This window comes from Nocardia sp. NPDC059764 (assembly GCF_042732555.1).
Taxonomy (GTDB): domain Bacteria; phylum Actinomycetota; class Actinomycetes; order Mycobacteriales; family Mycobacteriaceae; genus Nocardia.
In genome coordinates, this window is the sequence record NZ_JBHWHH010000128.1 from 1 (window position 1) to 21,624 (window position 21,624).

The 21,624-nt window shown below is 66.4% G+C and carries 18 protein-coding genes, 1 tRNA gene and 1 other RNA gene; 10 read left to right on the forward strand and 10 right to left on the reverse strand.

Annotated features, from left to right (window positions below; all coding sequences use genetic code 11):
- Positions 1-40: 40 nt before the first annotated feature.
- Positions 41-2,368 carry an MMPL family transporter gene (locus ACFV4K_RS24830; protein ID WP_379278075.1) on the reverse strand — a complete coding sequence of 776 codons (2,328 nt, stop codon included), beginning with the start codon at positions 2,366-2,368 and terminating at the stop codon, positions 41-43.
- A gap of 217 nt (positions 2,369-2,585) precedes the next feature.
- Between ACFV4K_RS24830 and ACFV4K_RS24835 the strand changes: the two genes are divergently transcribed.
- The 5 genes from ACFV4K_RS24835 to tgt all read left to right on the forward strand — a co-directional run bounded on the left by ACFV4K_RS24835 (position 2,586) and on the right by tgt (position 8,997).
- On the forward strand, positions 2,586-3,173 hold the full coding sequence (locus ACFV4K_RS24835) for a TetR/AcrR family transcriptional regulator (protein ID WP_379278077.1): 588 nt from the start codon (positions 2,586-2,588) through the stop codon (positions 3,171-3,173).
- Positions 3,174-3,209: 36 nt separating this feature from the next.
- Positions 3,210-3,749, forward strand: coding sequence for an RrF2 family transcriptional regulator (locus ACFV4K_RS24840; RefSeq protein ID WP_379278079.1), 540 nt, complete (start codon positions 3,210-3,212; stop codon positions 3,747-3,749).
- 173 nt (positions 3,750-3,922) lie between these two features.
- Complete coding sequence (locus ACFV4K_RS24845; RefSeq protein ID WP_379278081.1) at positions 3,923-5,656, forward strand: ABC transporter ATP-binding protein; 1,734 nt, start codon at positions 3,923-3,925, stop codon at positions 5,654-5,656.
- Positions 5,653-7,617, forward strand: a complete 1,965-nt coding sequence (locus ACFV4K_RS24850) for an ABC transporter ATP-binding protein (protein ID WP_379278083.1) — start codon at positions 5,653-5,655, stop codon at positions 7,615-7,617. Before ACFV4K_RS24845 ends, ACFV4K_RS24850 begins: the two co-directional genes overlap by 4 nt.
- Before the next feature lie 129 nt (positions 7,618-7,746).
- Positions 7,747-8,997, forward strand: coding sequence for a tRNA guanosine(34) transglycosylase Tgt (gene tgt, locus ACFV4K_RS24855; protein WP_379278085.1), 1,251 nt, complete (start codon positions 7,747-7,749; stop codon positions 8,995-8,997).
- Positions 8,998-9,039: 42 nt separating this feature from the next.
- Here tgt and ACFV4K_RS24860 read toward each other — a convergent pair whose 3' ends face one another.
- Entirely contained in the window at positions 9,040-9,810 is a 771-nt protein-coding gene (locus ACFV4K_RS24860) for a queuosine precursor transporter (RefSeq protein ID WP_379278086.1), read from the reverse strand.
- A gap of 64 nt (positions 9,811-9,874) precedes the next feature.
- Between ACFV4K_RS24860 and ACFV4K_RS24865 the strand changes: the two genes are divergently transcribed.
- Positions 9,875-10,435 (forward strand): DUF4190 domain-containing protein, encoded by a 561-nt coding sequence (locus tag ACFV4K_RS24865; protein ID WP_379278088.1) that lies wholly within the window; start codon positions 9,875-9,877, stop codon positions 10,433-10,435.
- 96 nt (positions 10,436-10,531) lie between these two features.
- On the opposite strand, the gene ACFV4K_RS24870 is transcribed toward ACFV4K_RS24865, so the two are convergent.
- The 3 genes from ACFV4K_RS24870 to ACFV4K_RS24880 form a co-directional block, all read right to left on the reverse strand.
- Positions 10,532-11,299: an RDD family protein gene (locus ACFV4K_RS24870; protein ID WP_379278090.1), complete on the reverse strand. Its 768-nt coding sequence runs from the start codon at positions 11,297-11,299 to the stop codon at positions 10,532-10,534.
- A gap of 50 nt (positions 11,300-11,349) precedes the next feature.
- The gene (gluQRS, locus tag ACFV4K_RS24875; RefSeq protein ID WP_379278092.1) at positions 11,350-12,309 is read right to left on the reverse strand and encodes a tRNA glutamyl-Q(34) synthetase GluQRS; all 960 of its coding nucleotides are present in this window, start codon (positions 12,307-12,309) and stop codon (positions 11,350-11,352) included.
- 98 nt (positions 12,310-12,407) lie between these two features.
- Positions 12,408-12,905 (reverse strand): DUF309 domain-containing protein, encoded by a 498-nt coding sequence (locus tag ACFV4K_RS24880; RefSeq protein ID WP_379278093.1) that lies wholly within the window; start codon positions 12,903-12,905, stop codon positions 12,408-12,410.
- Between the two features lie 381 nt (positions 12,906-13,286).
- On the opposite strand from ACFV4K_RS24880, the gene ACFV4K_RS24885 reads away from it, so the two are divergent.
- Positions 13,287-13,496, forward strand: coding sequence for a DUF397 domain-containing protein (locus ACFV4K_RS24885; protein ID WP_357275290.1), 210 nt, complete (start codon positions 13,287-13,289; stop codon positions 13,494-13,496).
- Between the two features lie 204 nt (positions 13,497-13,700).
- Here ACFV4K_RS24885 and ACFV4K_RS24890 read toward each other — a convergent pair whose 3' ends face one another.
- A complete protein-coding gene (locus ACFV4K_RS24890; RefSeq protein WP_379278095.1) occupies positions 13,701-15,320 on the reverse strand; it encodes a cytochrome bc complex cytochrome b subunit in 1,620 nt (539 codons plus the stop codon).
- Between the two features lie 97 nt (positions 15,321-15,417).
- Here ACFV4K_RS24890 and ACFV4K_RS24895 point away from each other — a divergent pair, with 97 nt between their 5' ends.
- On the forward strand, positions 15,418-16,818 hold the full coding sequence (locus ACFV4K_RS24895; RefSeq protein ID WP_379278097.1) for a WS/DGAT domain-containing protein: 1,401 nt from the start codon (positions 15,418-15,420) through the stop codon (positions 16,816-16,818).
- 69 nt (positions 16,819-16,887) lie between these two features.
- Here ACFV4K_RS24895 and ACFV4K_RS24900 read toward each other — a convergent pair whose 3' ends face one another.
- The 4 genes from ACFV4K_RS24900 to ACFV4K_RS24915 all read right to left on the reverse strand — a co-directional run bounded on the left by ACFV4K_RS24900 (position 16,888) and on the right by ACFV4K_RS24915 (position 19,843).
- Complete coding sequence (locus ACFV4K_RS24900) at positions 16,888-17,313, reverse strand: hypothetical protein (RefSeq protein WP_379278098.1); 426 nt, start codon at positions 17,311-17,313, stop codon at positions 16,888-16,890.
- Between the two features lie 57 nt (positions 17,314-17,370).
- Complete coding sequence (locus ACFV4K_RS24905; RefSeq protein ID WP_379278100.1) at positions 17,371-18,174, reverse strand: DUF2637 domain-containing protein; 804 nt, start codon at positions 18,172-18,174, stop codon at positions 17,371-17,373.
- Positions 18,175-18,662: 488 nt separating this feature from the next.
- Positions 18,663-18,748: transfer RNA gene (locus tag ACFV4K_RS24910), tRNA-Ser, on the reverse strand.
- Between the two features lie 54 nt (positions 18,749-18,802).
- Entirely contained in the window at positions 18,803-19,843 is a 1,041-nt protein-coding gene (locus ACFV4K_RS24915; protein WP_379278101.1) for a hypothetical protein, read from the reverse strand.
- A gap of 100 nt (positions 19,844-19,943) precedes the next feature.
- Between ACFV4K_RS24915 and ffs the strand changes: the two genes are divergently transcribed.
- Together ffs and ACFV4K_RS24925 are read left to right on the forward strand one after the other, a co-directional pair.
- Positions 19,944-20,038, forward strand: an RNA gene (gene ffs, locus ACFV4K_RS24920) — signal recognition particle sRNA small type.
- A 142-nt stretch (positions 20,039-20,180) separates the two neighbouring features.
- Positions 20,181-21,488, forward strand: coding sequence for an aminotransferase class I/II-fold pyridoxal phosphate-dependent enzyme (locus ACFV4K_RS24925; protein ID WP_379278103.1), 1,308 nt, complete (start codon positions 20,181-20,183; stop codon positions 21,486-21,488).
- The last annotated feature ends 136 nt before the right edge of the window (positions 21,489-21,624 follow it).

Genomic DNA, 21,624 nt, shown 5'->3' on the forward strand with positions numbered 1-21,624 from the left:
GCCCGGAATCCGGGTGGGGGCCGAGCATTCAACGCGTCGATCAGCCGATCGCGGCGTGGTCCTTCGCCTCGGCGGGGACGGTGGACTGCTTCAGCTCGGTGAGCTTGGCGCCCTCCACGTCGATGTCGGGAAGGATGCGGTCCAGCCACTTGGGGATCCACCACGCCGAGTCGCCCAGCAAGGCGAGCAGCGACGGGATGAGCACCATGCGGACGATGAAGGCGTCGAAGAAGACGCCCGCCGCCATGGCGAAGCCCATGGACTTGGCCACCACATTGTCCTGCAGCATGAATGCGCTGAAGACCGAGATCATGATGATGGCCGCGGAGGTGACGACGCGGGCGCCGTGGTGGTAGCCGCTGATCATGGCTTCCTTGGCGGACTTGCCGTGCACGTATTCCTCACGCATGCGGGTCACCAGGAACACCTGGTAGTCCATGGCGAGACCGAATACCAAGCCGATCAACATGATCGGCAGGAAGCTGACCAGCGGGTGCGGTTCGACCAGGCCGAACTTGCCGTCCTGGAAGATGAGCACGGTCGCGCCGAAGGTGGCCGCCATGGAGAGCAGGAAGCCGAGCGCGGCGGTCAGCGGCACCAGGATCGAGCGGAACACCAAGAGCAGCAGGATGAATGCCGCGCCGGCCACGATCGCCAGATACGGGATGATCTTGACCAGCAGGGCCTGCGACACATCCGCGAAGATCGCGGTGGTGCCGGTGATGCCGTATTCCATGCCGTACCGGGACTTCAGCTCGGACTCCGCGTTGCGGGCGTCCTTGACCAGGTCCTTGGTCTCTTTGTTGTTCGGTCCGGCGTGCGGGACGCCGGTGAACATGGCGGCCTGACCGTCCTGGCTGTGCTGGGCCACCGTCAGGTAGTCCATGCCCGGGTAGTGGGCCAGCTTGTCGCGCAACGCGTTCAGCGCCTCGGTCCGCTGGTTCTCCGGGGTCTTGCTGAGGTCGACCACCACCATCAGGGTGCCGTTCGAGCCCTCGCCGAAGCCCTCGGTCTGCAGGTCGTACGCCTTGCGGATGGTGCTGTCGTGCGGCATCGAGTCGCCGCCGGGCAGACCCAGCTGCAGGTTCACCGCGGGGGCGGCGAGCAGGCCGAGCAGCACCACGGAGATGCCGAGGGTCAGCGCGGGCGCCTTGCCGATGAGGCGGGCGAAACGCTGGCCGTTGGTGACCGACGAGTCGTCCTCGGGATCGTGCCGGGCGACCAGCGGCAGCTTCGGCTTGAACAGGAAGCGGCCGAACGCGCCCATGAGCGCGGGCATCAGGGTGACGGCCACCAGCACCGCCATGGCCGCGGAGACCGCGCCGAAGATACCCATCGAGGTGAGGAAGCTGACCCGGACGAAGGTGAGACCCGCCAGCGCGATGATGACGGTCAGACCGGCGAAGATGACGGCCGAGCCCGCGGTGCCGACCGCGGTGCCCGCGGCCTCTTCCGGCGAATTCGACACGGCCAGTTCGTGTTTGTACCGGGAGACGATGAACATGGCGTAGTCGATGGACAGCGCCAGGCCGATCATGGAGGCCAGGATCGGGGTGAAGGTCGGCACGGTCAGCCAGTGGGTGCCGAACATGATGACGGAGATGGCGGTGCCGACACCGACCAGCGCGGTGAGGATCGGCACGAAGGCCGCCACGATCGCGCCGAACGCGATCACCATGACCACCAGCGCCACCGCGATGCCGATCATCTCCGAGGCGCCGCTGGAGCCGCCCGGATCCTGGGTGATGGAACCGATGAGTTCGACCTGCAGGCCGGCCGCGCGCGCGTCGTCACCGACCTTGTAGGCGGCTTCACGGTCTGCCGCGGTGAGGTCGGAGTACTTCGGGATCGTGTACTTGACCTGCATGGTCGCGACCGAATCCGGGTGCTCCTCGTTCAGCACGTTCAGCGGCGCGCTCGAGCAGTTCCCGGCGAAGGCCGGGTTGGAACGGTCGGCGGCGAGGCAGTCGATTCCCGCGCGCTCACCGATCTTCTTGGTGATGTCGATCGGGTTCATCAGCGGCGCGGACTTGTCGATGATGTCGAGTGCGCCGAGCTTGGTGACGAAGGCCTGCAGCGCGGCCGCGTTGCCAGGGTCGGTCAGCTTCTGACCGTTCGGCGCGGCGATCACATAGGTGCCGTTGACGGCATTCTGGTCGAAGCCGGCGGAGGCGCCCGGGAAATGCTCGTCGAGGATCTTGGTGGCCCGCTCGGACGGCAGGTCCGGCATGGTGAAGGAGTCCTGGAACGGTTTGGCCAGCGAACCGCCGACACCACCGATCACGAACAACGCGGCGATCCACGCCGCGATGACGATCCATTTACGGCGGAAGGCGAACTTTCCCCACCGATAGAGGTATACGGACACGAGGGGTCTCCTGGGCGATGGTTTGTGCGGGCTGAACAGGGGTGCTGGTGTGCGAGCGCGTAGACAACACTGCCGCCGGGAGCTACCGCTCCCCGCCTTCACGAAACGAAATCTGCCTACCGTGCGGTAGGTAGACTACCGAGGAGCTAAGTGGAGGAACAACCTCGACTCCAGGTGGCGTTGATCGCATTCCGAGCGCGAGTGAGAGGATGTGCGCATGGGTGGCCAAAACGGTTCCGGAACCGTTATCGCAGGTAGAAGCACTAAAGACGCGATCCGTGACGCCGCTCTGCAGTTATTCGCCAGCAAAGGGTTCGACCACAGCAGTGTGCGCGAGGTCGCCGATGCGGTGGGAATCACAAAAGCCTCGCTCTACTATCACTATGCCTCGAAGGTCGATCTTCTGGTGGCGATCATCGAGCCGATGTTCGACGAAGTGCGGGATCAGGTCGCGAGCCTCGACAACCTGCCCGCAACTCCCGACAACGTCCGAGCGGTGATTCGCGAGCGGCTGCACTCCACCCTCGCCAACCGTCAGGTGGGCGCGCTGTGCATGCGCGACACGGTCGCCATCGTCAACGCGCTCGGCAATCGCTACCCCGACATGATCGAGCTGCATCACCGCATGTGCCGGTGGATGGCGGGACCCGACCCGGACGCCGACACCCTGTTGCGCGCCGCCGCGGCCATGCAGGTGCTCAGCACCGCGATGATGACCCAGGAGATCGTCCCGGACTTGGATGTCGACCACGTCGAGACGACCTTGCTGAATGCCGCACTCGGTGTGCTGTATCCAGCGCGATAGGGTTTTCACACCACCGGTCCGATATCAGGAGTTTCCGTGCACATCACCGCGAAGGTCGATTACGCGGTGCGCACCCTCGTCGAAATCGCGAAGGGGCAACCGGATTCGGTGAAGGCCGACGCGATCGTCGCCGCCCAGGACATTCCGCCGAAGGTGCTGGAATCGGTGGTCGCGGATTTGCGCAAGGGTGATCTGGTGATCAGCCGCCGCGGTCCGGACGGCGGTTACCGGCTGGCCCGCCCGGCCGCCGAGATCAGCATCGCGAATGTGATTCGCGCCGTGGAGGGCCCACTGGCCTCCGTGCGCGGGCAGCGGCCGGAGGACGTCAGTTATACGGGCGCGGCCGAACCGCTGCAGCGGGTGTGGATCGGCCTGCGGGTGAACATCCGTTCCGTGCTCGAGCGCGTCACCATCGCCGACATCGCCCACGACCTGCTCCCGTCCTTCCTGGACGAGCTGCTGCACGACCCGGACGCCTGGACCCGCCGCCCCCGCCCGGCCGGCGGATTAGTGACTGGCGCGTCCGCCGGGCCCACCTCGGGCGAGTGGCGTGACCTGGATCAACCCGATATTTAGGGTGAAACTCCGGTGTTCGCGGCCGTCCCGATTCTGGACTGACGGAGCGGGGGAGCGAAGCGGAGGAGCGGAGGAGGGAAGAATCGGGACCACGGCTCCATAGACCTGCGCCTTGCCGCGAACCCGCCCGGAGCGAAGCGCAGGGCAATCAAACACAGTAGCCTGCCAGCATCATGTTGATCCGACTTCTACGCACCTCCATGCGGCCCTACCGCAATCAGTTGGCGGGGGTCGTCGTGCTCCAGCTGATCTCGGTCATCGCCATGCTGTATCTGCCCACCTTGAACGCCGACATCATCGACCGGGGTGTCACCAAGGGCGATATCGGCTACATCTGGTCCACCGGCGGCTGGATGCTGCTGGTGACCGCCATCCAGATCATCGCCCAGGCCGCCTCGGTCTACCTGGGCGCCCAGGCCGCCATGGGCGCGGGCCGCGATATGCGCGCGGCCCTGCTGCACCGGGTGGGCACCTTCTCCGCGCGGGAGGTCGGCGTGTTCGGCGCGCCGTCGCTGATCACCCGCAATACCAATGACATCGGCCAGGTGCAGCTGCTGGTGCTGATGAGCGCGACCATCCTGGTGATGGCCCCGATCATGTGCATCGGCGGCATCTTCATGGCATTGCGCGAGAGCATGCAGCTGTCGTGGCTGCTGTTGATCGCGGTGCCCGCGCTGGCGCTGTCGATGGGCTTCATCATCACCCGCATGGTGCCCGGCTTCCGGCGCATGCAGGACCGCATCGACGCGGTGAACCGGGTGCTGCGCGAGCAGATCACCGGTATCCGCGTGGTGCGGGCGTTCGTGCGGGAACGTCAGGAGACCTGGCGGTTCGGCGTCGCGAACAGCGAGCTGACCGAGCAGTCGCTCTACGTCGGCAAGTACATGGCGTTGATGTTCCCGATGGTCATGCTGATCTCGAACGTCACCACGGTCGGCGTCATCTGGTTCGGCGGCCACTCGATCGACAACGGGGACATGCAGATCGGCACGCTCACCGCGATGCTGGCCTACATCATGCAGATCCTGATGGCGGTCATGATGGCCTCCTTCCTGGCCATGATGGCCCCGCGCGCCGCGGTCTCGGCCGAGCGGATCAGCGCGGTGCTCGACACCGAGTCCTCGGTGTCGGAGCCGCGGCTGCCGCAGGCGTTCAAGGACGACCCGGGCAAGGTGGACCTGCGGTTCGCCGAGTTCAAGTTCCCGGGCGCGGAGAAGCCGGTGCTGAAAGCCATTCGCTTCCAGACGAAGCCGGGCACCACCACCGCCATCGTCGGCGCGACCGGCGCGGGCAAGACCACCCTGATCAACCTGATCCCGCGGCTCATCGACGTCACCGACGGCGCGGTCCACGTGGGCGGCACCGATGTCCGGGAGCTGCAGCTGGAGACGCTGCGCACCGAGATCGGCCTGGTCCCGCAGAAGGCGTACCTGTTCTCGGGCACCGTGGCCTCGAACCTGCGCTACGGCAAGCCGGACGCCACCGACGAGGAACTCTGGCACGCGCTGGAGATCGCGCAGGCGGCCGACTTCGTGCGCGAGATGCCGCAGGGGCTGGAAACGCCGGTGGCGCAAGGCGGTACGACCGTCTCCGGCGGTCAGCGGCAGCGCCTGGCGATCGCCCGCGCGCTGGTGCGCAAGCCGCGCGTCTACCTGTTCGACGACTGCTTCTCCGCCCTGGACGTCGCCACCGACATGCGGGTGCGCGAGGCCCTGAAGCCGGAGACCGCGAACGCGTCGGTCATCATTGTGGCGCAACGGATCTCGACCATCCGCGACGCCGATCAGATCGTGGTGCTGGAGGACGGCGCGATGGCCGGCATCGGCACCCACGACCAGTTGCTGCTCGACTGCAACGAATACCGCGAGATCGTGGAATCGCAGTTCAGCGCGGAGGAGGTGCGATGAGGCCCGGAGCCCCCAATCCCGGTGCGCCGGACGCGAAGGCGAAATCCTTCGGCCCGTCGCTGAAGCGCCTGCTGCGCATGCTCGCGCCGGACAGGGCTTACCTGGCGGTCGTGTTCGTGCTGGCCGTCGGCTCGGTGGTGCTCAACACCCTGGGTCCGCAGATCCTCGGCAAGGCCACCAACCTCATCTTCGACGGTGTGGTCGGCAAGCAGCTACCGGCCGGGCAGAGCAAGGACGAACTGGTCGAGGGCCTGCGCGCGGGCGGCAACACCACCTTCGCCGACATGCTCGCCAGCATGGACGTGATCCCCGGCATCGGAATCGATTTCACCGCGGTGGGACAGGTGCTGGCCTGGGTGCTGGCGCTCTACATCGGTTCCGCGCTGTTCGGCTGGCTGCAGGCGCAGCTGCTGATCGTGGTGCTCAACCGCACCGTGAAGCGGATGCGCGCGCAGATCGAGGAGAAGATCCATCGGCTGCCGCTGCGCTACTTCGACTCCATGCCGCGCGGCGACGTGCTCTCGCGTGTCACCAATGACGTCGACAATGTGGCGCAGACGCTGCAGCAGACCATGTCGCAGCTGATCATCAATGTGCTGTCGGTGATCGGCATCCTGATCATGATGTTCTGGATCTCCTGGATCCTGGCCCTGATCGCGCTGCTCACCGTGCCGCTGGCGGTCATCGTGACCGCGCAGATCGCCAAGCGCTCCAAGCCGCATTTCGTCGACCAGTGGAAGTACACCGGAGAGGTGAACGCCCAGGTCGAGGAGGCCTTCACCGGCCACGAGGTGGTCAGCGCCTTCGGCCGCGTGCGCGAGGTGGGGGAGAAGTTCGACGAGACCAACGCGAAGCTCTACGACTCCTCGTTCAAGTCGCAGTTCATCTCCGGGCTGATCATGCCCGCCATCATGTTCCTCGGGAACCTGAACTACGTGCTGATCGCCGTGGTCGGCGGTCTGCGGGTGGCGTCGGGTCAGCTGTCGCTGGGTGAGGTGCAGGCGTTCATCCAGTACTCGCGCGGGTTCACCCAGCCGCTCACCCAGATCGGTTCGATGATGAACCTGCTGCAGTCGGGTGTGGCGTCGGCGGAGCGGATCTTCGAGATCCTCGACGCCGAGGAGCAGTCGCCGGACCCGGATCCGGAGGACTCGCGGCCGCTGGAGCGCGGGCGGGTCGCGTTCGAGGACGTGTCCTTCCGCTACGAGCCGGAGACCCCGGTCATCGATGACCTCTCGCTGGTCGCCGAGCCCGGTCACGTGGTGGCCATCGTCGGGCCGACCGGTGCGGGCAAGACCACCCTGGTCAACCTGCTCATGCGGTTCTACGAGGTGGATTCCGGCGCCATCACCATCGACGGCGTCGACATCACCGCCATCACCCGCGACCACCTGCGTTCGCGCATGGGCATGGTGCTGCAGGACACCTGGCTGTTCGGCGGCACCATCCGCGAGAACATCGCCTACGGCAATCCGAACGCCTCCGAGGATGACATCCTCGAGGCCGCCCGCGCCGCCTACGTGGACCGGTTCGTGCACGCGCTGCCGATGGGCTACGACACGGTCATCGACGAGGAGGGCTCCGGCGTCAGCGCCGGTGAGAAGCAGCTCATCACGATCGCCCGCGCGTTCCTGGCCAAGCCGTCCATCCTGATCCTGGACGAGGCCACCAGCTCGGTCGACACCCGCACCGAGCTGCTGGTGCAGCACGCCATGGCGGCGCTGCGCCGGGACCGCACGAGTTTCGTGATCGCACACCGGCTTTCGACGATCCGCGACGCCGACACCATCGTGGTGATGGAGAAGGGCAAGATCGTCGAGCAGGGCACGCACGAGAAACTGCTCGCGGCGCGCGGCTTCTACCACCGGCTCTACAACGCCCAGTTCGCCGCCGCCATCACCGATGGCGAGGGCAACAATGTGGACGATCCGGAGCCGGACGCGGTCGTCCTCACCAAATGACCCGACGCTCCGCCGCCTGGCCCGCACACCACGGTGTGCGGGCCAGGCCACTCTTCGCGGAGCGAAGAAAATTGCTCAGCTCGCGGAGCGAAGAAAATCACTCAACCGCCGAAGTGAGAGGATAGCTCGGTGTCTGCTGCCTCCGAGTTCTCGTTCAAGGTCGGTGCCCGCCTGGAAGGGCAGCATGGCAGGACCGGTGTGATCAGTACGCCACATGGCGATATTGCGACACCCGCCTTCATTCCCGTCGGCACCAAGGCCACGGTCAAGGCCGTGCTGCCGGAGACCATGAAGGAACTCGGCTCGCAGGCGCTGCTGGCCAACGCCTATCACCTCTATCTGCAGCCCGGCCCGGACATCGTGGACGAGGCCGGGGGTGTGGCCGAGTTCATGAACTGGCACGGCCCGACCTTCACCGACTCCGGCGGCTTCCAGGTCATGTCGCTGGGGGTCGGCTTCAAGAAGGTGCTGGCCATGGAATCGGTCGGCGTGCAGGACGACGACGTGATCGCCAAGGGCAAGGAGCGCCTGGCGCACGTCGACGACGACGGCGTCACCTTCCGCTCGCATCTGGACGGCTCCAAGCACCGGTTCACCCCCGAGGTATCCATGGCCATCCAGCATCAGCTGGGCGCGGACGTCATGATGGCCTTCGACGAGCTGACCACGCTCATGAACACCCGTGGCTACCAGGAGCAATCGCTGGAGCGCACGCGACTGTGGGCCAAACGCTGCCTCGACGAGCACGAGCGGCTCACCGAGGCGCGCTCGCATCGGCCGTATCAGGCGCTGTTCGGCGTGATCCAGGGCGCACAGTACGAGGACCTGCGCCGCAAGGCCTGTCGCGATCTCGAGGAGTTGCGGGGCGCGGCCGGAACGGGATTCGACGGCTACGGCATCGGCGGCGCGCTGGAGAAGCACAATCTGGGCACCATCGTCGGCTGGTGCTGCGACGAACTGCCCGAGGGCAAGCCCCGGCACCTGCTCGGCATCAGCGAGCCGGAGGACATCTTCACCGCGGTGGAGAACGGCGCCGACACCTTCGACTGCGTGAATCCCTCACGCGTGGCGCGCAATGCGGCGCTGTACACCGACGAGGGCCGGTTCAATATCAATACCGCCCGGTTCAAGCGCGACTTCACGCCGATCGACGAGACCTGCGACTGCTACACCTGCGCGAACTACACGCGCGCCTACATCCACCACCTGTTCAAGGCGAAGGAAATGCTCGCCTCGACGCTGTGCACCATCCACAACGAGCGGTTCACGGTGCGTCTGGTCGATCGCGTTCGCGAGAGCATCGACGGCGGCTGCTTCGACGAATATCAGGCCGACTTCCTGGGCCGCTGGCGCGGCCGCATCAAAGCCCCTGGGCAATAAGGGGATTCGACACGGCCGCGACCTTCGGAGAGTCGGTCCGCGTCACTCGTAGATGGCCGAGCGCTCGCGCGGGCGGTAGGAGGGTTCGCGCTTCTTGAGGAAGGCGATGCAGCGGTAGCTGATCGGCAGCACGCACGCCTCGACGAGGGTCTTCCAGATGAAGCCGACGATCACGTAGTTGACGAAGTCGCCCCAGGTGTTGATGCCGATGGCCGTCGCCGCGATCGAGCAGAACACGAGCGTGTCACCGAACTCGCCCGCGACGGTGGAGCCGAGCAGTCGCGCCCAGAGATGCTTCTCCTTGGTGCGCTCCTTGATCAGCACCAGCGTGCTGGAGTTCAGGAACTGGCCCACGAAGTAGCCGGCGATCCCGGCCAGCGCCAGCTGCGGGGTATTGCCGAGCACGTCCCCGAAGGAGGTCGGGTTCTGCTGCAGGCCACCGGTGGGCAGTTTGATGACGATCTGGAAGCAGACGATCATCAGCAGCAGCGCCGCGAACCCGTAGTAGACGGTGCGGCGGGTGGCCCGGAAGCCGTACACCTCGCTGAGGATGTCGCCGATGACGTAGGCGATCGGGAAGAGGAAGAACGCGCCGTCCATGGTGATCGGCAGGATGGTCAGCGGACCCAGGGAGAAGTGCTGTCCGGAGAAGAACTGGACGCCCTTGGCGACGCATACGTTGGAAATCAGCAGGACAGCGGTGAAAGCCACCCCCACCGGCGTGAAATATCCCCCCGCCGCGTCCGCGAATGCGGCGTGTTGCGGCGTGGGGTGTCCAGATCGGTCGGTTTCGACCGTTTCGATATCACTCACGCCCGAAAGTATCCCCTGCCTCGACCGCGGGGTACGGATAGCTGGGGTGCCCTAGGCTGGACGAATGACGAATCCTGGCGATTCCGACGAGTGGTGGAAGCAGTACGGGGGTGAGGGCGTCGCGCCCGAGACCCCGCCCGCGGCGCCGCAGCAATCGACGCCGCCTCCGCCCGGCTACACCTCCGCGCCGCAGTATCAGCAGCCGCCGCTGACCCCGCCGCCGCAGCCGGTGTATCCGAGCTATCCGCCGCCGCAGGCGAATCCGACGCCGGGCTATCCGGGCGCGGGCCAGCAGCCCACGCCGCAGCCCCCGGGCTACGGCGGCTACCCGGGCTATCAGCCCTACGGGTACGCGGCGCCGACGCAGCAGACCAGTTCGCTGGCCATCGCGTCGCTGGTGGTGTCGATCATCGGCATCCCGGCCATGTTCTTCTGCGCGTTCCTACCGGTGATCTCGATCGTCGGACTGGTGCTGGGGATCGTCGCTTTCAACCAGCTCAAGACGAACGGGCAACAGGGCCGCGGCCTGGCGCTCGGCGGCATCTGGGTCGGCGCGGTCGGGACGGTGCTGGGGCTGGGCGCGTTCCTGATCTTCATCATCATCAGTGCGACGGGCTCCAGCTGAGGTGGTGGCACGGTGCGCGAATGATGTGGCGCGCCAATGACAATGGGGCGCATCCGGAGAGGATGCGCCCCATTGCGTTCAGCGGAGGGAAGAGCCTCAGCCCTTCAGCACCTGGGTGCCGCCGGCGAACTGGTCGTGCCAGCCCTGCTTGGTCGGGCTCTGCTCGATGGTGATGGCGATGTAGATCGCCATACCGAGGCCGACCAGCGTGCCCAGGCACGGGACCAGCTGCACGATCATGAACAGGTTGCGCTTGGCGGAGGTGGCCGGGTCCAGCGGCGCGCCGCCGGGGCCGACGACCCGCAGGTTCAGGATCTTCTTGCCCAGCGTCTGGCCGCCCTGCTGGGTCTCCATGAAGATGAAGTAGCCGAAGAAGATGACCGGGACCAGCACGCTCCACAGCCACGCGATGCTGTTGGGCAGCAGCGCCTGGATGATGCCCGCCGGAATACCGATGATCAGGCCGTCGATGATGCGGGCACCGAAGCGGGTCCACAGGTCACCGGGCTGCGAGCCGCCGAAACCGCCACCGAAACCGGGCTGGCCGCCGTCCGGGTAGGGCTGGTAGGCGGGTTGGCCGTAGGGCTGCTGCTGGCCGTAGGCGTCGGACTGACCGAACGGCTGCTGCGGCTGCTGGCCGTACTGCGGCGGCTGCTGCTGACCGTACGGGTCGGGCTGCTGCCCGTAGGGCTGCTGGCCGTAAGGCTGCTGCGGCTGCTGGCCGTAGGGGTCGGACTGCCCGTAGGGCTGCTGCTGACCGTACGGCTGCTGTGGCTGCTGCGGCTGGCCGTAAGGCTGCTGCGGCTGCCCGTACGGCTGGCCGCCCTGCGGATACTGGTTGGGGTCGTACCCACCGCTCGTCATTGTTCCGCCGTCCTCGTCGATTTCGTTCGGGATCTGGTCGAGTGCGTACGTTACGGACACCAGCTGGGTTGCAACAACCCGTCGGGGTCGAGTCTCCAGGGTTCTTTGGGCAGGTTTTCCGGCCGGAATCGTTCCAGGACATCGGCGGACGTGGTAGCGCCGTCGTAGCCGAGCGACGCCGCGAGCGCGCTCAGCACGTGTCGCGGGGACTCGCCGAGGGCTGTCCGATCGCGCAGGGTGACCGCCCCGTCGCGCTTGGCGAGCCGTTGCCCGGAGGTATTGAGCACCAACGGGACGTGGGCGTACGCGGGGACGGGCAGGCCGAGCAAGGTCGCCAGATACGCCTGCCGCGGCGTGGAGGGCAGCAGGTCGTCGCCGCGCACCACCTGGTCGATGCCCTGGTCGGCGTCGTCGACCACGACGGCGAGGTTGTAGGCGGGGGTGCCGTCGCCGCGCCGCAGCACCAGATCGTCCACGGCGCCACGGTATTCGCCGAGCAGCAGGTCGGTGACGGTGAACTCGGTGCGGTCGGCACGCAGGCGCAGCGCGGCGGAGCGGCCCTCGTCGCGCCACCGCTGCCGCTCCGATTCGGTGAGGTTGCGGCAGGTGCCCGGGTACGCGCCCATCGGGCCGTGCGGCGCGGTCACGGCCTGCTGTATTTCCTTACGCGTGCAGAAGCATTCGTAGGTCAGGTCCGCCTCGGTGAGGCGTGCGATGGCCGTCTCGTAGCGGGCGAGGCGCTGCGACTGCCACACCACGGGCGGGTCCCAGCCCAGGCCGATGGCGGCCAGGTCCTCGAGTTGCCGTTCGGCCGCACCCTTCTTGACCCGGTCCAGATCCTCCACCCGCATGAGGAATTCGCGTCCGGTGGAGCGGGCGAAGAGCCAGGCCAGCAGTGCGGTGCGGAGGTTGCCCAGATGTAGATCGCCGGACGGGCTGGGCGCGAAACGACCGGCCCCGGGCCGCTGCCCGGGGTGGGCGGTCGTTGCTGGGGCGGGGTCGGTCGGCATGTCTGTCGATGGTAGTTCGCATCCTTCGCAGCGCGACCGACCCTTCGCCTTCCTGCGGGTGCGCACGTCGAGTGTGGCCGGGCAATGGGATTGCGCATTCAGTGTGGGATTGTGAGCCGGGCTCGAAGGTCCGTGTCGGAGATGGGTTTTCCCTGCTCGATGGCCATGAGCAAGGTCTGGGCACGGTCCACCAGGCCGGGCGAGTCGATGCCGTAGGGGGCGGATCCGTAGGCGGAGAGGCGTTCGGACGCCCGGGTCAGCAGAGTGCGCGCCCCCTTGGGGTTTCCCCGCTGAATGTGGGTGAGTCCAACGGCAAATTGCGCGAGGCCCTGCCATAGCGACTTCTCCGCGAACGGGCCGTTCTTCCAGGCGGCCTCCAGTACCTCGTGCGCGTTGAAAGCCAGGCCCTCGTCCAGCAGACGTTGGGCGTAGTCGAGGGTTTCGGCCGGCGGCAGGTCCAGGTCATCGGGAATGCGGGGGATGCCGGGGCTGCCGAATGGGAGGGGTCGCCCAAAACGGTCACGAGGACGGGCATTCCGGGCACGGCCGTCGTCGTCACGGTCCCGTCCGGCGTCCTCCGGTGACTGCTGGGGCATGCTCCCCATGATTCCCCATGCCCCGCGCGCCCCGGTCCACCCGGGGTGCCCGAGCGATGAGTGAAGAAATTCTCATATTTGAAATTCGATAGCCTCAAATTGGGGCAAATTTCTTGCAAATAATTTGCTGGCTAACCCTGCCGCAAATTTGCTGGTTGAAAACGAAAGAATGCGATCTCCTAATGACGAACCCTGCTAGGGTTTAGCGCGGGAACGGCCATCGGGGGCGCATTCCCATCGCGAAGTGCAGAGACAGGTTGTACGGAGCGTTTGCGTGCGACCCGCGGCGAGCCCGGGGATTCGTGTTTTCGAGCGATCCCGCGGTCGCCAGGTTCGATGCCAGCAGGATTCCAAGCTTGACGCAGAAAAGGAGCTAGTACCGTGAAGGTGGATTTCACCGGCGCCGTTTGGCGCAAGAGCAAACACAGCGGCCCCAATGGCAACTGCGTGGAGGTCGCGTTTCTCCGCGACGGCAATGTCGCGGTCCGGGACACCAAGGACCACGGCGCCGGGCCGATCCTGGCTTTCACCCCGGGCGAGTGGGATGCCTTCGTAGCGGGTGTCTCCGACGGAGAGTTCAAGCGGGCCTGATCCAGCCCCTATGCGGCCTGCCGCGGCCCCACCGGGAAAAACGAGAAGCCCCCGAGTCCCGGAGACTCGGGGGCTTCACCTTTGGCCCTACGCTTCGCTTCGGGCGGGTTCGCGGCCCCTGGTCCCGATTCTTCCCTCCTCCGCTTCGCTCCCCCGCTCCGTCAGTCCAGAATCGGGACGGCCGCGAACTTTTGAGCCGGAGTTTCAGTGGGTGTTCTCCTGTGCGTTGCGCAGCACCGCCAGCTGGGCGTGTTCGGCCGCGCGATCGTTGGCGGTGTTGATGTCGCGTTCCTCCGGGGGATCGGCCCAGAAGAACGCGCCGGTGCCCGGGCTGCCGGCGACGCCGAGTTGGTTCATCTTCCGGGGGACGCGGGCGCCCTGATATTCCAGGGGGATCGGATGGCCGTGCTCGTCGACCGGGCCGAGCGGCTGGTGCAGTTCGATGTACTCGCCGTGCGGAAGTCGCCGCACCACACCGGTTTCGATGCCATGCTCGAGCACGCTGCGGTCGGCGCGCTGCAGTCCGATGCACAGCCGGTAGGCCACGGCGTAGGCCAGCGCCGGGACGGTGAGCAGGCCGATGCGGAAGGCCCAGGTGGTGGCATTCAGCGAGATGTCGAACTTGAAGGCGATGATGTCGTTGACGCAAGCCAGGGTGAGGATCAGGTAGAAGCTCAGCGACATGGCCCCGATGGCGGTGCGCACCGGGACGTCGCGCGGGCGCTGCAGCAGGTTGTGCCGGGCCCGATCGCCGGTGAGCCGTTTCTCGATCCACGGGTAGGCGATGATCAGCGTGAAGATCAGCGGCATGAACAGCGCCACCGAGAACGCGCCGGGCACGGTGTGCCCGAACGGGTACGCCTCCCAGGCGGGGAACAGGCGCAGGAAGCCGTCGGTCCACATCATGTAGAAGTCGGGCTGGGTGCCCGCCGAGACCTGGGATGGGTTGTAGGGACCCAGATTCCAGATCGGATTGATCTGCAGCAGGCCGCCCATGATGGCCAGCACGCCCAGGGTGAACGCGAAGAACGCGCCCTGGTCCAGCGAGAACACCGGAACGATGCGGGTGCCGATGACATTCTTCTCGGTGCGTCCCGGGCCCGGGTACTGCGTGTGCTTCTGGTACCAGACCAGCGCGATGTGAACCACGATGAGCGCCAGCATGATTCCGGGCAGCAGCAGCACGTGGGCGATGTAGAGCCGCGGAATGATGATGTTCCCCGGGAAGTCCCCGCCGAACATGAGCCAGTGCAGCCAGGTGCCGATCACCGGGCTGCCCAGGGTGATTCCGGCGAAGGCGGCGCGCAGCCCGGTTCCCGACAGCAGGTCGTCGGGCAGCGAGTAGCCGAAGAAGCCCTCGAACATGGCCATGATGAGCAGCAGTGCGCCGAGCACCCAGTTGGCCTCGCGCGGCTTGCGGAAGGCGCCGGTGAAGAAGATCCGGCACATGTGGATGATCATCGACGCGGTGAAGAGCAGCGCTGCCCAGTGGTGCACCTGTCGCACGAAGAGTCCGCCGCGGACGTCGAAGGAGATGTTCAGCGCGCTCTCGTAGGCGCGCGACATGGTGACCCCGCGCAGCGGCTGATAGGCCCCGTTGTAGGTGACGTCCTGCATCGAGGGGTCGAAATACAAGGTCAAATAGACGCCGGACAGCAGCAGAATGATGAAGCTGTACAGCGCTATTTCGCCGAGCAGGAACGACCAGTGGGTCGGAAATACCTTGTTGATCGACCTCTTGAGGAATGCGGCGCCTTGGTAGCGCTGGTCCATCTCGTCGGCTTGTTCCGCAAGTCGACCGGCGATCTTGTTGGTGGTTGCCATAGCGGTCACCCCGCCCCCGGGAGAGTGGTAAGGCTTCTACTACAAACGGTAGCACCGTGAGCGGCCTCGGAGTATAGGGTTTCGTTATGGTCGTCGGGTGAATTCCCTGGCCCCTCGGGACGCCACCATGTACTGGTTGTCCGCGCGTACGCGCAACGATCTGTTCCTGCTGTACTGCTTCGCCGACGCCGGGCAGGATCCGGATCAACTGCGGGCGGCCGTCGCGAACCGAGTGGTCCGTATTCCGGATTTGCTGATACACGTGCTGGATACTCCTGCGAACATTGCGTATCCGCTGTGGGCGACTTGCGACTTCACCGGCGATCAGTTCATCGACCACGAACTCGGCGATGCGACCTGGGCGAATCTCACCGCCGACCTCGGCGCCCTGCTCGGCACCGGGTTGGCGGCGAATGACCGTCCCTGGCGACTGCACACCTTCCGGAATGTCCGGGACGTCCCGGGATTCGCTGCCGAAGAGCCCGCCCTGGTAGCGGTACTCCAGCTATCCCACGCCGTGGCCGACGGCCGCCGCGCCGCCGCCATCGCCCGTGCCTTGTTCGGCGCCGATGACCTTCCGGCCCCGACCGCGACGCATCCGACCGCCCCCTTCCCCCTCCGATACGTGCCGAATAGCTTGCGCGCCAGGACGACTACCGCCCTCGCCGTGGCCCTCGCCCTACCGGCCATCCCGATCGGCATGGCGCGCACCGTGATTCGCGGACTGGCCGCCGCCCGCGCCCAGCGCGACCTGGCCGGCCTCACCGCCGCCGGTGAAGTCCCATCCCCGGCCCCCGGCGTCGAACCGACCCTCCTGAACGGCACCGGCGCACCGCCGGAAGCGCACCTCGCGCGAATGCTGGTGTGCGACAAGGCCCGTCTGCGCACCCCGGACCATTCGGTCACGGTGGTCGCCCTCACCGCCATCTCGTTCGCCCTCGAACGCTATCTCCGCGACCACGACGCACCGGTCCCCGAACTCCGCGCCCAGGTCCCCATGGCGATCACCGCCCCCGCGACCGACGACCCCACCCGCAACGCCTACCGCGACCTCTCGGTCGACCTGTCGCTATCCGAACCCCACCCGCGCACCCGCGCCGACCGCATCGCCGCCGACCTCACCGCCCGCCGCACCCGCGCGGCCCACCCCCTCCAGCACGCGCCCGACGCGGTGACGGCCGTCCTTCCCGCCCCGATCCTCCACCGCGACGTAGCCAACGCCCCGATCGACCAGCTCCCCGAACGAGTCTCCGGTCATACTGTCGTCTCCAGCGTCGACCGTGGCCCCGCCGACCTCGAGTTCGGTGGTGGTCCGGTCCGCTTCACCGCGGGCTTCCCGGCCCTGGGCGCGGTCATGCACCTCACCCACGGCGTCACCGGCCTGGGCGACACCGTCACGATCTCCGTGCACGCCGACCCCGCCGTGATCCCTGACCCGGACCACTACACCGATCTGTTGGACTCGGCCCTGGACGAGGTCGCCCGCGCATTGCGCTGACCCGCGAAGACGAAAGGCCCCGGCGGACCGAGTCCGGCCGAGGCCTTCGAGGTGGAGTTCGGTGGAGAGTTACGCCATTCCGTTGACCATCGGATGCTCGGACAAGCTATCGGGTACACCCCACTGGGTATGGGTGAGCGCTTCGAAAACACAGATCAGCAAAAGCTTTCGCGCGCGATGGCCGGAGGTGCTTTCGGATTCGCCGGCTACGTCGTGGATTCGCATACCGGCCGCCGGGCTGCGGCGCGGCGCGGGCTCCGACAACATCCAGAACATTTCGGGTCCCATCAGCGTCGAGCGCCCGCCCGTCTCGGTGAACCACCGGCCCGAGTATTCGATCATCAGATCGGTGAATGATTCGACGTTACCGAATGCATCGGTGAACTGAGTCATCGCACCGGATCGATCCAGACTGTTCTGGATGATCGAAGCCAGCCGGATCGCGATTTCCCGGAACTGATCTACTCCCTGGTCCTGCCACATGTTCATCGCCATACCTCGCTCCAAAAGGGTCGGTGGTGAATGTTGGGGGTTGATCGAGCCGCATGCCCACTACATTTGCGCAGCGGTCATGTAGAACCGGCGCCGTTCGTCGGCATCCAGCAGAACGGGCTTGTGCTGGGCGCCGATGCCGGCGTTCTGCCCCATGGAATATCCGGGTCCCACGGATTCCAGTGGGTAGAGCTTCGGCGGAGCGGCAGGGAACGGGTCCTCGGCGCGCCTCGTCTCCTGCCGTTCGAGTGCCGCCTCGTAGAGCTCGAGGGTGGGCTCCGGGTCGTCGTCGTGCTCGGCCGCGCCGATCACGTCCTCGAGCTCGGGCACCTCGATCTCGTCCTCGAATTCGGCGGCCTCGAGCTCGGCCGCGTGTTCCGCCGCGACCTGCTTGCCGCGTTCCCAGAGCATCAACGTGAGGTGCACGGCGAACAGCATCGTCAGCGGCATGCCGGCGTACAGGCACATCGGCACAACGCTGCCGCCGATCTCGTGGGCGTATTGGATATTCCCAGCGATCGAGACGAGAGTCGAGAGAGCGAACAAGGCGGTCGAGTACCACCAGCCGACGCTCCATTGCCGGAATGCGGCGGTGGCGATGATCGAGGCGATCACCAAGCCGTCGATGGCGATCGGCACATTCGAGGCGAGATCGGGCGGCACCAGATTACGCACCGAGAGTTGGTGCAACGCGGCAAAAGACATCTGAAATGACTTGACTGCCACCACTGCCGTCACCACCAGCGAAGCATGTGCCAGCCGGGGTCTGAACGAACTCAGTCGACGGAGAATGCCTCCCGTCCCGCGTGACTGGGATACTCGCACTTCGCCATTCGTGGAGCCTGTGGTACGCATCGTCACCATGGCGGCGAGGGTACCGCGCGGCCGGTCGTCGATTGCGCATCGTCTTATTTTCAGATGCGGTCGGGTCCCGAATTCCTATCCGCGGCGACTGAAATTGGCGAACGATTATCTGAAATCGCCTCTACTGCAACATGTCACGACTTGCCGCAATGGTCGGAACTGCTGCAATCGCCAGCCCAAGGGTGTTTCGTGGTGATTATCCGTTATGCCCCTCTGCTCGTTGGGTTCTGGCGAAAAATGGACTCTCGCAGACGATTGCGGCACCGCCGCGTTCCCGCGGCCGCTCGCCCGAACCGTCCGGCCGAACGAGTCTCAGGACGCACCCTCGTCTCCGGCGTCGACCGCGGCCCCGCAGACCTCGAGTTCGCAAACCCACCGGCGACTGGAATCCGCCCCGAGTGAGGTTGCTCACGCCTTGCGCAGAGCCCGATCGGCTCCGGATATGCGGAAGGCCCCGGCCGGACTGAGTCCGGCCGGGGCCTTCGAAGCGGAGGATAGGGGATTTGAACCCCTGAGGGCTGTTAACCCAACCCGCGTTCCAGGCGAGCGCCATAGGCCACTAGGCGAATCCTCCGTCGAGCAATATACCGGGTACACCCCTGGTGGAAGCAAATGCAGTGGTCGGCGGCTACTTCTTCTTCAGATTGTTGAGCGCTTTCTGGGCCTGCTCCTTGCACACCTGGGCGATCTCGTCCTTGCTGACGCTCTGGCCCTTGCCCATGCGCAGCCGGATGTTGACCTTCACCGAGGCGTTGTCGTCCTTGACCGCGACCGTGTAGTCGGTGGTGGTGAAGGAGGAGTAGTCGTCGACCTTGGCCGCCCAGTAGCCGGCCTCGCCGATGCCGTTCACGTCACCGGCGGTGCGGCCGCTGCCGGTGGTGCCGGTGTCGCTGGTCTTCCAGATGTCGTACTCGGGGCGGTTGTAGGCGCTCGACGAGCCGCTCAGCAGCGAGACGTTGAGGGTGAGGTCGGCGGTATTGGCGATCGCGTACTTGTCGGTCTTCGAGGTTTCCTCGTTGCCGGCCCGGCAGTCGAAGCGGCCGCCCGAATAGTCGGTGGGCTTGGTCTCGGAGTGCTCGGGGGTGCCCTTGGAGTTCGCGGCCCACTTGTTGAGCACCGAGGTGTCGATCACGGTGCAGCCGTTGGTGATGCCCTCCATGGAGTACTTCCCGGCGGCCTTCTTCTTGTCCCCGCCCAGCGGCGACGGGCTGTCGCTGCCGCTGAGCGCGACCACGCCGATCACCGCGCCGACGATCACCACCAGACCGATCACCCCGCCGATGATCCAACCGGTCTTATTGCCGCCCGAACGCGGCGGCTGCGCCGGATAGCCGTAGCCCTGGCCCGGCGGCGGGACCGGGGGCTGGGCGTACTGCTGCTGCTGCGGGAAGCCGCCGGACAGGGGCTGGCCGTAGGCGTCGGTCATGGGCTGCTGGTAGCCGGGCATCGGCTGCTGCGGGTAGCCGGGCGCGGACTGCCCGGTCGGAAGGGGCTGGGCGGGCGGCGTGTACGGGGGCATGCCGCCGGCGGCGTAGTTGAGCATCGTCGGGTCCGCACCCTGAACCGGCTGGCCCTCCCCGGCGGCGGGCGCGGTGGCCCACCATTGCGCGGTCTCCTGGGCTTTCTGCGGATCGTGCGGAGCGCCGGCTCCTGGATCGGAACTCGTCATATCGTCTCTACCCCTCCGGAAAATCGCGGGCGACCCCGCATATCGCAGGCATCGTATCGACCCCGGGCGGCACCGGGCGCGGTGAGCCGCTACACTGGCCGACGGATCCAGCGCGGCGCGCATCCTGTGAACTCCCCCAGGGCCGGAAGGCAGCAAGGGTCAACGGGCTCTGCCGGGTGCGCTGGGTCCCCTTTCTTTTTCCGGGGCCGGTCGTCGCGGGTGACGGAAGTACAGATATCCCTGCCGAATCGGAGACGCCGCCTAGTAACCTGGGCGGTTGGGTTCGCGGTGCGCGCAACCCTGGACAAACATCCCACGCCATTGGAAGGGCGCTCAGATGCCTCGGCAGACGCAATTCGGTTTGATGAGCCATGCGGAACTCGTGACGGAACACGAGACGCAGACCGCGAACTACGCGAAGCTCAAGACCGAGAAGCTGACGCTGGACATTACGAGGGGTAAGCCATCGCCCGAGCAGCTGGACCTCTCGCAGGGACTCCTGGAGCTGCCGGGCGCCGCCGACTACCGTGACGCCAACGGCACCGACGTCCGCAATTACGGTGGCCTGCACGGCCTGCCGGAGCTGCGCGCGATCTTCTCCGAACTGCTCGGCATCCCGGTGTCGAATCTGCTGGCCGGCAACAACGCCAGCCTGGAGATGATGCACGACCTGCTGGTGTTCGCCATGCTGCACGGGACCGCGGATTCGGAGCGCCGCTGGGCGGACGAGCCGGTGCTCAAGTTCCTGTGCCCGGTGCCGGGTTACGACCGGCACTTCGCGATCACCGAGTCGCTCGGCTTCGAGATGATCCCGATCCCGATGAAGAACGACGGCCCCGACACCCACCTGATCGCGGAGCTGGTCGCGTCCGACCCGAGCATCAAGGGTCTGTGGGCGGTGCCCAACTACTCCAACCCGACCGGCGTCACGTTCTCCGAAGCCGTTGCTCGCGAACTGGTTTCGATGCCGACCGCGGCTCCGGACTTCCGCCTGTTCTGGGACAACGCCTATGCGGTGCACCCGCTCACCGACACCGCCGAGCCGGTGCTGGACGTGCTGGGCATGGCCGCCGCGGCCGGCAACCCGAACCGCCCGTTCGTGCTGGCCTCCACCTCGAAGATCACCTTCGCGGGTTCGGGCGTGAGCTTCTTCGGCTCCTCCACCGCGAATGTGGAGTGGTACCTGAAGCACCTGGGCAAGAAGACCATCGGCCCGGACAAGGTGAACCAGCTGCGGCACCTGCGCTTCTTCGGCGACGCCGAGGGCGTGCGGGAGCACATGCAGAAGCACCGCGCCGTCCTGGAGCCGAAATTCAAACTGGTGCTGCGGATTCTGGAGGACCGGCTGGGCGCGTCGAAGGTGGCGTCCTGGACCGAGCCCAAGGGCGGCTACTTCATCAGCCTCGACGTGCTGGAGGGCACCGCCAGCAAGGTGGTGGCGCTGGCCAAGGACGCGGGCATCGCGCTCACCCCGGCCGGTTCTTCCTATCCGTACGGAAAGGACCCGGAGGACAAGAACATTCGCATCGCGCCCAGCTTCCCGTCCCTCGGTGAGCTGGAGAAGGCGATGGACGGTCTGGCCACCTGCGTGCTGCTGGCCGCCTCCGAGAAGCTCATGAGCTCCCCCGCCTCTCCGCGCCTTTAGCGGGCGGCCCGGGTGCCGTGAACCACTGGCAACCCGTGCCGGCGGCGGGGTGCCGCTGACCATTTCGGGCGTCCCCGGCGAGTTACCCTCGCGTCCCGAAATCAGTTATCGCGAAACGTCTTTCGCTGCTCGGGCG